Raw genomic sequence first — 14,237 nt, forward strand, 5'->3', positions numbered from 1 at the left:
GGGCCGTCCCGGGGGTCAGTGTCCCCAGGGCTTTGTAGAGTGATCTCGACGGACCGTGGGAAGACCATGATCCGTGGTGTCCGACACCGATCCCGGTCCCACAGGGGCTCCCGAGATCGTGGTGGCCGCCGGGGGAGTTCGCGCTCCCGCGACGATCACCTCGTTTTCGAGCGTCCCGGACGGGTCGGGGGACACCCCCACCTCCGCGCGCCGTCCTCGGCGCGCCCAACAGGGAAGCGAACTCGCGTGGCTAGCCAACTCTCCGTCTCCGAGGCCAGGTCGTTCCACCGTGCGATCGGGGTCGAGGTGGACCCCAAGATCCTGCTCCGGGCCCTGACCCACCGCTCCTACGCGTACGAGAAGGGCGGCCTGCCCACCAACGAGCGCCTGGAGTTCCTCGGTGACTCCGTGCTCGGCCTGGTGGTCACCGACACCCTCTTCCGAAAGCACCCGGACCTCCCGGAGGGCCAGCTCGCCAAGCTGCGCGCCGCCGTCGTCAACATGAGGGCGCTGGCCGACGTCGCGCGCGGGCTGGGCATCGGCGAGTACATCCGGCTGGGCCGTGGCGAGGAGGGCACCGGGGGGCGCGACAAGTCGTCGATCCTCGCAGACACCCTGGAGGCCATCATCGGCGCGGTCTACCTGGACCGCGGCCTGGACACCGCCTCGGAGTTCGTGCACCGCCTCTTCGACCCGCTGATCGCCACCGCCTCCGGGCTGGGCGCCGGACTGGACTGGAAGACCTCCCTCCAGGAGCTCACCGCCGCCGAGATGCTCGGCGTGCCCGAGTACCACGTGGACGAGAGCGGCCCCGACCACCAGAAGACGTTCCGCGCCACCGTGCGGGTCGCCGGGGAGAGCTACGGCCTGGGTGAGGGCCGCAGCAAGAAGGAGGCCGAGCAGCAGGCCGCGGAGTCCGCGTGGAAGGCCATCCGGGCCCGCGCGGACCGCGCCGCCGAGCAGGCCAGGGGCGGATCCAGCGGCAACGGGCAGGGCTGAGCGGTGCCCGAACTCCCCGAGGTCGAGGTGGTCCGGCGCGGCCTGGCCGAACACGCGGTGGGGCGCCGGATCGGCGCCGTCGAGGTGCTGCACACGCGCTCGGTCCGCCGCCACGTGACCGGCCCCGCCGACTTCGCGGCTCGGCTCGGAGGGCAGACCCCCACGGCTGTGCGCCGCCGTGGCAAGTACATGTGGCTCGTGCTGGACAGCGGCGACATGCTCCTGGCCCACCTGGGCATGAGCGGGCAGATGCTGGTGCAGCCGCAGGGCAAGCCGGACGAGAAGCATCTGCGGGTGCGGATTCCTCTGGACGACGGCAACGAGCTGCGCTTCGTCGACCAGCGCACCTTCGGTCACCTGCTGCTGGACCGCGAGGGTGAGCGCGCGCAGGTGCCGTCCTCGGTGGACCACATCGCCCTGGACCCGCTGGACGCCGAGTTCGTGCCGGAGGCGTTCGTCAGGGCGCTGCGGGCCAAGCGGACCGAGGTGAAGCGGGCGCTGCTGGACCAGTCGCTGATCAGCGGTGTGGGAAACATCTACGCCGACGAGGCACTGTGGCGGGCCCGGCTGCACTGGTCCCGTTCCACGCGGGGGCTGTCCAACGCCCAGGCGCTGGAGCTGCTCGGCCACGTCACCGAGGTGATGACCGAGGCCCTGGACGTCGGCGGGACCACGTTCGACGGCCTGTACGTGAACGTCAACGGTGAGAGCGGCTACTTCGAGCGGGGGCTCAACGCCTACGGGCGGCAGGACCGTCCGTGCGGCCGCTGCGGCACGCTGATCGTGCGCGAGGCGTTCATGAACCGCTCCTCGTTCAGCTGTCCGAGCTGCCAGCGGGTACCTCGCGCCCGTGTCTGAGTCCGACGGACACCGGTTTCAGTAGCCCGAAATGAAGTATTTCGTTCAAATTTCGGTGCTTTTGTGGTCTCGAGTGGCGTGTCGGTGAGCAAAGTGTCGCCGTGAGGTAAGGGAGAGTTCGGGGCCGTGGGGAAAGAGGGAGAGCCGGTCCGCCTGACCGCGTGGGTGCGCGGTCGGGTCCAGGGAGTGGGTTTTCGCTGGTGGACGCGGGCTCGCGGGTTGGAGCTCGGATTGAGCGGCGCCGCCACGAACCTGGACGACGGCCGGGTGGAGGTCGTCGCGGAGGGGTCACGGGAGTGCTGCGAGAGGCTTCTGGGGCACCTGAGAAGCGGCGAAACCCCGGGAAGAGTGGACTCCGTGGTGGAACGCTGGGCTTCGCCCGGGGGTTCCTTCGACGGTTTCGTCGAGCGTTGAGTATGCTGGAACGGTAACGCGGTTCGAGCATCGACCGTGGGGCGGCGCGACCGGGTCTCAGAGGACGGGCGCCGCGACTCACGGGGACCACCGCGCAAGCCCTTGGAGGCCGTGCGTGCCGGCGTCACCGCCGGGGGTGGATCACGTTCTGACCGTGCGGTGCCACATGCCCAGGTGGTTTCGGCCTGGTGTGTGGTCGTTACGGACTGTTGTAATCCAATCTTGACCAGCGGCGCGCGGAGTGAGACTCTGGAAGGCACACCGCGCAACTTCCGCCCGTGGCGTCGGACCTGGGCAAACCGGGTCGACAGGTACACACGGGGACACGTATGCGCGCATCCAACTGGTCACTCAGTGTGGAGGACCCACATCATGGCGAAGGCTCTGTTTGGCCACGTCGGCGGCTCCGACCCTCGGATGGTCTCGGAGATGCGACGGCTTCAGAAGCGGGTACGCGACCTCGAGGACGAGATCAGCCGTCTTCAGGCGAAGAACGACCAGCTCAGCATGGCCGTCACCGACGTCGCCTCCAGCGCGACCGACCGCGAGCCCGCGCTCGCCTGACACCGTGACGTCGTGAGGGCCGTCCGCGACGGCTCGGAGACGACACGCGGAGGATGATCCACTGACGGGGACGCCGAAGCCACTTACTGGCGTCCCTGGCCGGATCACCCCGGACAGTCGAAGACTCGACACCCGGTCGACCCGTACCGGATGCGCTCCGGCGCCGAACGGGAACCCCGAAACCGCACTCACTTTCCCTTCCCTTGCGGTTTCCTTTACCGTTGTACCCGGCGGGACATCACGCAACCCTCCGTGTTCACGGGACATCCCCCCTTTCCGACACCCCGTGGGCTCCAGCACCCGCCCGGGGTCACGGTGTCGCAGCTCATCGCCCCCGGGTGCCCCCAACACCGCACTTCAGGCCCGGCTTCATGGCACCCTTGGTGTCGGCCCCGTGGCGACCGCCCGTGGCGAGAACGGTGACCGTCGTGGGAGGCGCGGGTGTACCTGAAGAATCTGACGCTGCGCGGCTTCAAGTCGTTCGCGTCGGCCACCACCCTGCGCTTCGAGCCCGGCATCACCTGTGTGGTGGGGCCCAACGGGTCCGGCAAGTCCAACGTCGTCGACGCCCTGTCCTGGGTGATGGGCGAGCAGGGTGCCAAGTCCCTGCGCGGCGGCAAGATGGAGGACGTCATCTTCGCGGGCACCTCCACCCGCCAGGCGCTGGGCCGCGCCGAGGTCAGCCTCACCATCGACAACAACGACGGCGCCCTGCCGATCGACTACACCGAGGTCACCATCAAGCGGACCATGTTCCGCAACGGTGGTTCGGAGTACGCGATCAACGGCGACACCTGCCGTCTTCTCGACATCCAGGACCTGCTCAGCGACTCCGGTATCGGCCGTGAGATGCACGTCATCGTCGGCCAGGGGCAGCTGGACACCGTCCTGCACGCCGGGCCCGAGGAACGCCGCGCCCTCATCGAGGAGGCGGCGGGCATCCTCAAGCACCGCAAGCGCAAAGAGAAGGCGATCCGCAAGCTCAACGCGATGCAGGGCAACCTGGACCGCGTCACCGACCTCACCGCCGAGCTCCGCCGTCAGCTCAAGCCCCTGGGCCGCCAGGCCGAACTCGCGCGCAGGGCCGCCGTCATCCAGGCCGACCTCCGTGACGCCCGCCTGCGCCTGCTCGCGGACGACATCGTCACCCTCACTGACCAGCTGGCCAAGGAGGAGGCGGACGAGAAGGAGGTCCTCACGCGTCGCGGGGCCGCCGAGACCGCCCTCAACCAGGCCCAGGAGCGCGAGGCCGAGCTGGAGGAGCGGGCCACCGCCGCCGCCCCCGCCCTGGCCCGGGCCTCCGAGACCTATCACGCGCTGTCCCGCCTCACCGAACGCCTCGACGCCGTCCGCGGGCTGGCCACCGAACGTCACCAGAACCTGGTCGCCGTCCAGGGCGAGGTGATCCAGCGCCGCGACCCCGAGGAACTGGAGATGGAGGCCGAGGAGGCCGCCGCCCAGGAGGAGGAGCTCCAGACCCGTCTGGAGGAGGCCCGCGAGGTCCTGGAGACCAGCGTCACGGAGAGATCCGCCGCCGAGGACGCCCTGCACCGTGAGGAACGGCGCCTGGAGGCCGCCTCCCGTGCCGCGGCCGAACGCCGCGAGGGCATCGTCCGGCTGGCCGCCCGGGTGGAGGGGCTGCGCGGACGGCTGGCCTCCAACGAGGCCGAGATCACCCGTCTGGAGGAGGCCGCCCAGCAGGCCGCCGAGCGAGCCGCCACCGCCCAGTCCGAGTACGAGATGGCCGCCGAGGAGTCCGCCGGGCTCGACGAGGGTGACGCCGAACTCGACGAGACTCAGGAGCGCTTCGCCCGCCAGCTGTCCGCAGTGGACGCCGAGCTCAACCAGCTGCGCGACACCGAACGCTCCGCCGAGGGCGAGCGCGCCGCACTGGCCGCACGCAAGGAGGCCCTCGAACTGGGCCTGGCGCACAAGGACGGCGCCGGAACCCTCCTGGACGCGGAGCTGCCCGGCATGCTCGGCAGCCTCGCCGCTCTCGTCCAGGTCGAACCGGGCCACGAGACAGCCGTCGCCGCCGCCTTCGGAGTGGCCGCGGGCGGGGTCGCCGTCAGCGACGAGGCCAGCGCCGCCGCGGCCCTGGAACTGCTCAAGTCCGAGGACGCCGGCCGGGCCGGGATCGTTGTGGCCCGCGCCGTCCCCTCCGCCGACCGCGCCAGCTGGCCGCCCCTGCCCGGGGGCGTCCGCTACGCCGCCGACGCCGTCACCGCACCGGAGCACCTGTCCGACGCGGTCGCCGCGCTCCTGGACCGGGTGGCGCTGGCCGCCGACACCCAGGGAGCCCGCGACCTGGTCTCCGCCCTTCCACAGGTACGCGCGGTCACCCCCGACGGCGACGTGTTCGCGGCCGCCATGGTGCACGGCGGGACCGCCGCCGCGCCCAGCCTCCTGGAGGTCCAGGCCGCGGTGGACGAGGCCGCCGAGAGCCTGGAGGCCGCCACCGAGGCGGCCAAGCGCGTCGCCGTGGAGCTGGACGAGAAGAAGCGCGAGCGCGCCGGGATCGCGGAGGCCGCCGAGGAGGTCACCGCCCGGCGCCGCCAGGGCGACCGCAGGCGCAACGAGTCCGCCCAGCGGCTAGGCAAGCTGGGCGGGCAGGCCCGTTCCGCCGAGGCCGAGTCCGAGCGCTACGCTGCAGCCGCCGCCAAGGCCGCAGCCTCACGCGGTGAGGACGCCCAGAAGCTGGAGCGCCTGGAGGAGGAGCTGGCGGAGGCCGAGGAGATCTCCGCCGCCGTCGAGGAGGAGGCGCCCGACGCCGACCACCGCGACGAGCTCTCCGCGCTGGCCTCCCGCGCCCGCGCCACCGAGATGGAGCGGCGGCTGGCCGTGCGCACCGCCGAGGAACGGGCGCGTTCCATCGCGGGCCGCGCCGACGCGCTGCTGGCCCAGGCCGCCGAGGAGCGCCGTGCCGTGGAGCGCGAGGCCGAGCGGCGCCGCAACCGAGCCGCGCAGGCCACCGTCGCCCAGGCCGTGCTGGAGAGCGCCCGGCTGAGCCTGGAACGGATCGCCGTCTCCCTGGCCACCGCCGAGACCGAACGCGTGGCCGCCGAGGCCGAGCGCGAGGCCCGTGACGGCGAGCTGAAGACGGTGCGCGCCCGCGTCCGTGAGCTCTCCGTCGAGCTGGAGAAGCTGACCAGCTCCGCGCACAGCGGCGAGGTGGCCCGCGCGGAGCGCCGGATGCGTCTGGAGCAGCTGGAGACCAAGGCGCTGGAGGAGCTGGGCGTGGACGTGCCCACCCTCATCGCGGAGTACGGTCCCCGGGTGCCGGTCCCCCCGGCGACCGACGCCGACGAGCACGCGGTACCGCTGCCCTTCGTCCGCGAGGTACAGGCCAAGCGACTCAAGGTGGCCGAGCGCCAGCTCAACCAGCTCGGGAAGGTCAACCCGCTGGCGCTGGAGGAGTTCGCGGCCCTGGAGGAGCGGCACGCGTTCCTCAACGCCCAGCTGGAGGACCTCAAGAAGACCCGGCGGGACCTCATGGACATCGTCGCCGAGGTGGACGCCCGGGTGCAGGAGGTGTTCTCGTCCGCCTACCTGGACGTGGAGCGGGAGTTCGCGGCGATCTTCGGCCGCCTGTTCCCCGGCGGCGAGGGCCGTCTGGTGCTGACCACCCCGGAGGACATGCTCACCACGGGTATCGAGGTGGAGGCCCGCCCGCCCGGCAAGAAGGTCAAGCGGCTGTCCCTGCTGTCCGGTGGCGAGCGCTCCCTGACCGCCGTGGCCTTCCTTGCCGCCATCTTCAAGGCCCGCCCGTCGCCCTTCTACGTGATGGACGAGGTCGAGGCGGCCCTGGACGACACCAACCTCCAGCGTCTGCTGGTGATCTTCGAGGAGCTGCGGGAGTCCTCGCAGCTGATCGTGATCACCCACCAGAAGCGCACCATGGAGGCAGCCGACGCACTGTACGGCGTCACCATGCAGGGTGACGGGATCTCCCAGGTGATCAGCCAGAAGCTCGACCGCCCCGCCTAGCGGCCGGACGCACTCCGACGGTGTCCCGGGGTACGCTCACGGTCGGCCGGCCTCCCCGCGTTGGCGGGCGGCCGATCCCCTGCCCCCATCCCCTGTGAAGGTCTTTCCTTGGACACCGCCGCTTCCGTTTTTCTGTTCGTCTTCGTCGCGCTGATCCTCGTTGCCATGGTCTACGCGGGCTATCGGAGCCGGGTCACGGCCACGGCCCGGGAGCGGGAGAGCACGGTGGTCCCGGAGGCGATCGCCGCCGAGAGCGGGAAGGAGGAGACCGGAGAACAGGGGAGCGAGGGCGGGGAAGGGGTGCCCCACAAGGACGATCCCCTGTTGCGGCTGGTCGTGTGGGTGGGTTACGGCCTGGCCGTCGCACTGCTGGTGACCGATCCCGCCCTCCTCCTCATGATCGCGGGGGGAGACGAGGCCAGGTCTCCGGGGTGCATGCCGGTGATCGGTGCCTCCCTCTGGCAGGAGCGCCCCTCTCTCACCGAAGGGACCTGCTCCCAGCTGGCCATCTCCCGACTGGGGTGGGCCCTGGTGCTGTCGGTGGCGGCGACGGTCAGCCTGTTCAGGCTCTCCCGGGACGCCGACCGCGGGAACTGATGGTGGCGTAGGTCACTGTTCCCCCGCTGCCCCGATGCGGGCTCCGGGCCGGGCGGAGCCCTAGCCTGGCGGTTGGAGTGCAAGCACCAACCCCAACGATCAGGTCGAAACGGACGCCGTGTTCTTCATCCCCCTCGTGCTGTGGGCCCGACAGCGCATGCGCCACTTCCCCGGCGCGGTCCGCGCCAGCGTGGCCCTCGGGGGCTCCGGCGTGTTCACCATGATGCTGCTCCTGGGCACCTCCTACGGTGTGCAGTCGCCACCGGGCGAGGACGGACGGGTGCGCTGCTCCCCGGTCGTGTGGGTGGGGCCCGCCCTGTGGGACGACCACCGCGACTGGGGCGAGGACCTCGAGCAGATGATCCGTCAGGAGTGGGTGGACTCCTCCTGCTCGGAGCAGCAGAAGCGCCGCGCCGCCCTGTCGTTGGCGCTGGCCCTGCCCTCCACGCTGTGCTTCGCCTACGCGGTCGTGAAGCTTCCCCGCGTCAAGGACGGGGACTCCTAACCGGGCCTACAGACTTCTGGTTGGGGTTGGGGGGTTGGGGTTGGGGCGGTTTGGGCTCCGGCTGGGGCTGGGCGCCGTGGGCTGCTCCACGGGTTGTGGTTGCTGTTGGCTGTGTGTTCTGGGGTTGTGGTTGCTGTTCGCTGTGCGCTCTACGGTTGGGGTTGCTGTTCCGGGAGGGTTCTACGGCCAACCCGTTTTTCCCATTAGCTAAAGGCGGTCGGGTGCCGCTTACTGCGTACCCCTTGGGGTTGCTCGCTCTGGTCAGGGCGGGGTTGGTGGATGGTGCTGTGCCCGCACCGCACTTGGCGGTCGTGCTGTTGAGTGGCACGTCTGGTAGTTCAGGGCCAAGTACGGCGACGGGCCACCCCCCAGGACAACCGACGTGTTCTAGAGATGCGTGTCCCCAGCACTGGCGAAAACCCCCGCCGTCTGAGCGCCGACCACCGCACTCCCGCCAACCCGCACCACCGAGCGAAGCGCGTACCTGCACCTCTGTACCCCGCTGTGTCTGAGGGGGTTTGCGCCGTACGGGTTCAACCAGCGGGGACGAGGCTTCAAACAAACCCTCGGGGGCTGAGGCGGCTGCACACCTGCACGCGCACACCCCCTGTGGCCTGAGGGGGTTGGTGCCGTGCGGGCTACTACAGCGCACGGTTGCGCTTCAAACCCCGCACGGGCCGGGGCAGCGCACAAGTACACGTTCACACCCCCTGTGGCCCGCGCGGGCTACTACCGCCCCCGCCCCGGGTGGTTGAACGTGCGCGGTGCGCAGATCCCCCAGCGCCAAGGGGTTTGCTTGAACCTCATCACGCGCTGTAGTGACCCGCACGGCGCAACGCACCTCGGACACAGCGGGGTACAAACGTGCAGGTACGCACTGCGCTGAGTGGTGCGGGTTGGCCGTAGGGCGGCAAACCGTGCTTAGACGGCGGGGGTTTTTACCAGTCCGGGGGACACGCATCTCTGGAACACACCAGTAGTCCTGGGGGGTGGCCCGTCGCCGTACTTGGCCCTGAACTACCAGTCCTGTCACTCAACAGCACGACCGCCAAGTGCGGTGCGGGCACAGCACCATCCACCCACCCCGCCCTGATTGGAAAGTTCGGCCCCAAGGGGTACGCAGTAACCGGCACCCGACCGCCTTTAGCTAATGGGAAAAACGGGTTGGCCGTAGAACCCTCCCGCTACAGCACCACAACCCCAGAACCCACAGCGAACAGCAACCACAACCCCAGAACCCTCCCGCTACAGCAACCCCAACCCCAGAACCCACAGCGAACGGCAACCACAATCCGTAGAGCGGTCTGGACGCGGCCCTCGCCGCTCGTGGAGTACTTCTCGGAGCTTGGGATGCTGCTTTCGGTGACGGCGGGACCAGCGCCTACTTCCGAGAGGTTGCTGAGTCAGAGCACACCGCGACAGAGATCCGCTAGGGCTGGTCGAGGCCGTCGATGAACCGGGACGCCTCGTCCTCGGTCATCCCGGTCTCCTGGGCGACCATCCGGACGGCGTCGGTGGCGCGGTCCTGCGACAGCAGGGCCCTGACCCGGTCGGCCAGGCTCTGGCCCGGGGCGGGGAACGGCGCCCAGCGGCCCTCCTCGATGGCGTCGGCGAGGTCCTTGGCCTGGACCAGCCCCAACCCGGTGAGTTCCCGGATCCGCTTGACGGCGGGGACCTTGTGGTCGGCGCGGATGAGGTCGAGGACCTCCTCGTACCCGGCCTGGTCGAGCTCCGCGCGTACGGGCTCCGGCTCGGGCTTGCGGAAGCGGTCGAAGAATCCTGCCATGGGTCGGTGGGTCCTTTCGGAGCGGGAGGAACGGGGTGATCCGTTCGGGGCCCGCAGTGTACGCCCGCCCCATACCCGCACACACACGCGGGCGGGGCCGCCTCCCAAGGGGAGACGGCCCCGCCACGTTCACCGGGCCGGGTCAGCCCCGGTCGATGGTGATGACCGGGGAGGTCCAGTCCTCCCAGTGGTCGGGGTTGGTCGGGTCGCCCAGCGCCTTGAGGGCTCGGGCCTTCAGGCGGTAGTCACCGTCGCGGACGTCGGTCACCCGGTTGCGCGAGTCCACCACGGTGCCGTCCCACACGTAGCTGAAGAAGGCGGTGCTGCTGGCGCTGCGGTTGACGTGGTCGACACTGACGGCGACGTTGCGGTCCGGGTGGACCGGGCGGCCGGTGCGCTCGTCGACGACCGTCATCTCCAGCAGGGTGACGTGGTGGTCGAAGTGCGCGATCACGTACGGCACGTCCGGAAGGCCGTCCACCCAGTCCATCGTGTAGGTGGCGCCCTCGGGCTGGTTCTGGAAGGTGCCGCCGTTGGTGTCGGCGCACTCCAGGCCGGAGAAGACCTCGCACTGGGTGATGCGGGTCAGCCACGGCAGCTCGTGCACGTTGCCGTTGGCGTCGGTGATCGGGGTCATCGCCTCGATCTCCTGGTAGTCGCCGTTGTAGGCCGCGTAGGGGACGCGGACCGTGCCGGTCGTGTCCTCGCCGCCGATCTCGGTGACCTCCACGTAGCCGCCGTAGACCATCTGCGCGTACCCGCGGGCGGGCGGCGTGACGGTCACCTCGACCTCGGCGGACTCGCCGGGGCCGAGGGTCACCTTGTCCTCGCTGAAGGAGGCCTGGGCGTAGGCGTCGTTGAAGGACGGCGCGAAGGTGTTGCCGTGCGTGCCCAGCGCGGGAGCGTGGGCGATCTCGTAGGTGGCCTGCTCGTCCCCGCCGTTGGTGATGGTGACGGTCTCGGTCACGGGTCCCTCGGTGGCGCCCAGGGGCAGTTTCGCGGGGGACAGGCCCGTGGTGGTCAGGATCGAACCGGGGACGTCGAGCATGCCCGCGCCCTGGCGGTGGACGTTGTCCAGGACACCCAGGTCCGGGTTGCCCCACCAGGCGGTGGGGTCCGCGGTGTTCTGGAGGACGTCGCGCACGTCGTGCGCGGCCAGGTCCGGACGGGCCTCCAGCAGCAGGGCGACGCCGCCCGCGACGTGCGGGGAGGACATCGAGGTGCCGCTGATGGTCGCGTAGCCGCCCTTGGCCATCGGGTACGTGGAGTTGATCAGACCGCCGGGGGCGCCCAGGTCCGGCTTGATGTCCAGGTCGGCCGACATGCCGTAGGAGCTGAAGCTGCTGATCAGGCCGCCGGTCGGGTTGGGGATCGTGGTCTCCTCGCCGGTCCAGGACAGGGTGACGGGGTCGTCGCCCTCCAGGAGTTCGCGCAGGTGCGCCCCGGCCTCGTCGGAGACGCCGACGGCGAACGCGCCCTGGTCGACGATGCCGCCGCCCGCGAACATGCCGGGCAGGTTGTTGTGGATCACGACGCCGGTGGCACCGGCGGCCAGCGCGGCGTCGTACTTCTCACCGAAGGTGCACTCGCCGCGCACCATGAGCGCGGTACGCCCCTCGGGGTCGCCCTCGAGTTGGTCGCCCGCCGCCAGACAGCCCCGCCCGACGTACACGAGTTCGTCCGTCTCGCCGGAGGTGGGCGGCAGCACGGCGTCGTCCATCTCCATGTAGGCGATGGTCTCGCCGCTCTGGGTGACCTCTGCGGCGCTGGCGCGGATGTGCGTGTTGTCGTAGGCGGCGACGCCGATGACGTCGGCCCCCAGGCCCGGGGCACCGGCGGAGTACAGGCCGGAGGCGCCCTCGTTGCCGATGGAGGCCACGACCACCATGCCCTCGTCGACCAGGTTGTCCGAGGCGACGGCGGTCGGGTACTGCGGCCACGAGTGGGCCGAGCCCACGCTCATGTTGAGCACGTCCATGTCGTCGGCCAGCGCCTGTTCCATGGCCGCGATCATGATGTCGGAGGTGGTGGAGCCGGTGCAGCCGAACACCTTGTAGGCGCCGAAGACGACGTCGGGCGCGACGCCGGTGACCTGGCCCTGGGCGCCGATGATGCCCGCGACGTGGGTGCCGTGGCCGTTGCAGTCCTGCGGGTCGTCGTCGGGGACGGGGTCGTTCTTCGCCGGGACACTCGCGTTGAAGTCGTCGCCGACGAAGTCGTGTCCGGCGACCACGCGCTCGGACGGGAAGCCGCCCGGGCCGCCGAGGTCGGGGTGGGTGTAGTCGACGCCGGTGTCCATGACGGCCACGCGCAGGCCCTCACCGGACAGTCCGAGTTCGCTCTGGACGATGTCCGCGCCGGTCATGCCGAGGGCGGTGTCCATCTCCGGTGAGCTGTCGTCGAAGTCCGGGATCTCGTGGCGGACGACCGGGTGGATGGCGGCGACGCCGGGGATCTCCCGGGCCGTGCTCACCTGGGCGTCGTCCATCTCCACGGAGAGGCCGTTCCACAGTTCGCCGAAGGACAGCCGCTCGGTGTACTGGAGGCCGAATTCCTCGGCCTCGGAGCGGAACTCGGCCTGTTCGTCCTCGACGATCGCCGAGGCCGTTCCCTCGGCGGTGGGCGGGCTCTCCAGTTCGATGAACCACAGGTCCTGGACCTGGTGGGTCAGTTCGCCGTTCTCCGCGGTGGGTGCCGGGTGGAGTGGGGCGAGTTCCGAGCCCTCGTCGGCGTTGGCCGGTGTGACCGCGACGAGTCCCGCGATCAGTGTCAGCCCGGCGATCGGTGCCAGGCGTGACAGGTTGCGTGCCACCTTGTCAACACATCCCTTCTCGTGCGCGCCTCAGGACACCGGGGGAACGGCACACCCCGGGTGCGGAGGAACGCGCACGGGGGGATACGCCGCAGGTCGTCCGTGATCGGATAATCGGCGCGCATGGCAACGAGATCATTGCCGTGTGCGATAGAGGTGTCAATGTGCTGTGAGGATCAATATGGCCACGCAATGGATTCAAGTGGGACAGGTTCCCCTTGCGTCACAAGAGATTATAAAGTGGACATAAAGCGCTTGTGGTGTGAAAGGCGGAGGAAATTCGGTTCGTGAAACCCGGTGCCGCCTTTCCCCGGTTCCCGCCGAACTCGTGTCGTCCCCCGAAAACCACAGGTGAGAGTGGTGCGTCCGCGCCCGTGTGGGTCGTCGAGGGGCCACCGGGCCACGGGGGTACCGCCGAGTAGAGTGGTGGAGTTGTGCCGCCCTCCGGCGGTGCGACGGGTGTCGAACGAGCGAAGTCCGGTACCGCGGCCACCACGGTCCGCGCAATCCGGCGCTGCCCCGCAACTGTGATGCCCTGCGCGCGTGCGCGGGGACGAGCCAGGTCGCCTCCTCGGCACCGACGAACCCCGTCCTCGTGGGAAGGACCGGCCGTCCCCGACCGGGCCGTGCTCTTCCCCTGCTCACCGAAGGAGCACCGCACCGTGCGGATCGCCCGCCAACTCCCCATCGCACTCCTGGGCGCCACTCTCGCCCTCACCGCCTGCGGCACCACCGACCCCGAGTCCGAGTCCGAGCCGACACAGGAGACGGGGACCGCCTCCGCCGAGTGCGGGGCCCCCGAGCCCGCGGCCGACCGCGCGCCCGTCGGTGACGGCACCTTCCCCGTCACCGTGACCGACGTGGTCGGAGAGGTCACCGTCGACGCCGCGCCCGAGCGCATCGTCTCGCTCTCGCCGAGCAACACCGAGATGCTCTTCGCCATCGGTGCCGGTGACCAGGTCGAAGCGGTCGACGACTACTCCAACCACCCGGACGAGGCTCCCACCACGGACCTCAGCGGCTTCACCCCCAACGTCGAGGCGATCAGCGAGTACGACCCCGACCTGGTGATCCTCGCGGACAGCGCCGTCGACACCGCCGACCAGCTCGACGCCGTCGACATCCCCGTCCTGGTCCTGCCCGGCGCCGCCGACCTGGAGGACGTCTACGCCCAGGTCCGCCTGCTCGGCGAGGTCACCGGCCAGACCGAGGAGGCCGACACCGAGGCCGACCGGATCGAGGGCGAGTTCAACGAGATCGTCGAGTCCACCTGCGCCGAGATCGGCGACACCCAGCTCACCTTCTACCAGGAGCTCGACGACACCCTGTTCTCCGCCACCTCCGGCACCTTCGTCGGCCAGATCCACGACGCCTTCGGTCTCGTGAACATCGCCGACCAGGCCGACGACGGCGAGAGCGGCGGCTACCCGCAGCTGTCCTCCGAGTTCGTGGTCGAGGAGAACCCCGACCTCATCTTCCTCTCCTACGGTGACGAGTCCGACGTCGAGGCCGTCGCCGAACGCCCGGCCTTCGCCACCGTCTCGGCGGTCGAGACCGACTCGGTCCACCTCCTCGACACCGACATCGCCTCCCGCTGGGGACCGCGCGTGGTCGACTTCGCCCAGTCCGTGAGCGACGCGGTCGTCGAGACCGCCAACCAGTAGGCCCGGTACCGCCCACCGGGGCCGCGGGTCACCGGTGCGGACAGACGGGGG

10 protein-coding genes are annotated in these 14,237 nt (G+C 70.2%); 8 read left to right on the top strand and 2 right to left on the bottom strand.

Annotated elements, in window-relative coordinates; genetic code table 11:
- Nucleotides 1-246 precede the first annotated feature (246 nt).
- The 7 genes from rnc (at nucleotide 247) to KBX21_RS10060 (ending at nucleotide 7,924) form a co-directional block, all read left to right on the top strand.
- The gene (gene rnc / locus KBX21_RS10030) at nucleotides 247-999 is read left to right on the top strand and encodes a ribonuclease III (RefSeq protein ID WP_017545945.1); all 753 of its coding nucleotides are present in this window, start codon (nucleotides 247-249) and stop codon (nucleotides 997-999) included.
- Between the two features lie 3 nt (nucleotides 1,000-1,002).
- Nucleotides 1,003-1,857 carry a bifunctional DNA-formamidopyrimidine glycosylase/DNA-(apurinic or apyrimidinic site) lyase gene (gene mutM / locus KBX21_RS10035; RefSeq protein ID WP_210841723.1) on the top strand — a complete coding sequence of 285 codons (855 nt, stop codon included), beginning with the start codon at nucleotides 1,003-1,005 and terminating at the stop codon, nucleotides 1,855-1,857.
- 126 nt (nucleotides 1,858-1,983) lie between these two features.
- Complete coding sequence (locus tag KBX21_RS10040) at nucleotides 1,984-2,271, top strand: acylphosphatase (protein WP_049568593.1); 288 nt, start codon at nucleotides 1,984-1,986, stop codon at nucleotides 2,269-2,271.
- A 372-nt stretch (nucleotides 2,272-2,643) separates the two neighbouring features.
- Nucleotides 2,644-2,835: a hypothetical protein gene (locus KBX21_RS10045; protein ID WP_049568596.1), complete on the top strand. Its 192-nt coding sequence runs from the start codon at nucleotides 2,644-2,646 to the stop codon at nucleotides 2,833-2,835.
- Between the two features lie 441 nt (nucleotides 2,836-3,276).
- Complete coding sequence (smc, locus tag KBX21_RS10050; protein ID WP_210841724.1) at nucleotides 3,277-6,822, top strand: chromosome segregation protein SMC; 3,546 nt, start codon at nucleotides 3,277-3,279, stop codon at nucleotides 6,820-6,822.
- A gap of 108 nt (nucleotides 6,823-6,930) precedes the next feature.
- Nucleotides 6,931-7,419, top strand: a complete 489-nt coding sequence (locus KBX21_RS10055) for a hypothetical protein (RefSeq protein WP_210841725.1) — start codon at nucleotides 6,931-6,933, stop codon at nucleotides 7,417-7,419.
- A gap of 118 nt (nucleotides 7,420-7,537) precedes the next feature.
- Complete coding sequence (locus KBX21_RS10060; protein WP_049568605.1) at nucleotides 7,538-7,924, top strand: hypothetical protein; 387 nt, start codon at nucleotides 7,538-7,540, stop codon at nucleotides 7,922-7,924.
- A 1,429-nt stretch (nucleotides 7,925-9,353) separates the two neighbouring features.
- Here the strand turns inward: KBX21_RS10060 and KBX21_RS10065 are convergent.
- Together KBX21_RS10065 and KBX21_RS10070 are read right to left on the bottom strand one after the other, a co-directional pair.
- Entirely contained in the window at nucleotides 9,354-9,710 is a 357-nt protein-coding gene (locus KBX21_RS10065) for a ribosomal protein L7/L12 (protein WP_210841726.1), read from the bottom strand.
- 142 nt (nucleotides 9,711-9,852) lie between these two features.
- On the bottom strand, nucleotides 9,853-12,522 hold the full coding sequence (locus tag KBX21_RS10070; protein WP_210841727.1) for a S8 family serine peptidase: 2,670 nt from the start codon (nucleotides 12,520-12,522) through the stop codon (nucleotides 9,853-9,855).
- A gap of 662 nt (nucleotides 12,523-13,184) precedes the next feature.
- On the opposite strand from KBX21_RS10070, the gene KBX21_RS10075 reads away from it, so the two are divergent.
- The gene (locus KBX21_RS10075; protein WP_210841728.1) at nucleotides 13,185-14,186 is read left to right on the top strand and encodes an ABC transporter substrate-binding protein; all 1,002 of its coding nucleotides are present in this window, start codon (nucleotides 13,185-13,187) and stop codon (nucleotides 14,184-14,186) included.
- The last annotated feature ends 51 nt before the right edge of the window (nucleotides 14,187-14,237 follow it).

The sequence above is a fragment of the Nocardiopsis sp. B62 genome (assembly GCF_018070675.1).
Classification (GTDB): Bacteria; Actinomycetota; Actinomycetes; order Streptosporangiales; family Streptosporangiaceae; genus Nocardiopsis; species Nocardiopsis prasina.

Coding starts and splice junctions, on each gene's coding strand:
- KBX21_RS10045 (WP_049568596.1), top strand. CDS start 2,644: ATGGCGAAGGCTCTGTTTGGCCACGTCGGCGGCTCCGACCCTCGGATG.
- KBX21_RS10065 (WP_210841726.1), bottom strand. CDS start 9,710: ATGGCAGGATTCTTCGACCGCTTCCGCAAGCCCGAGCCGGAGCCCGTA.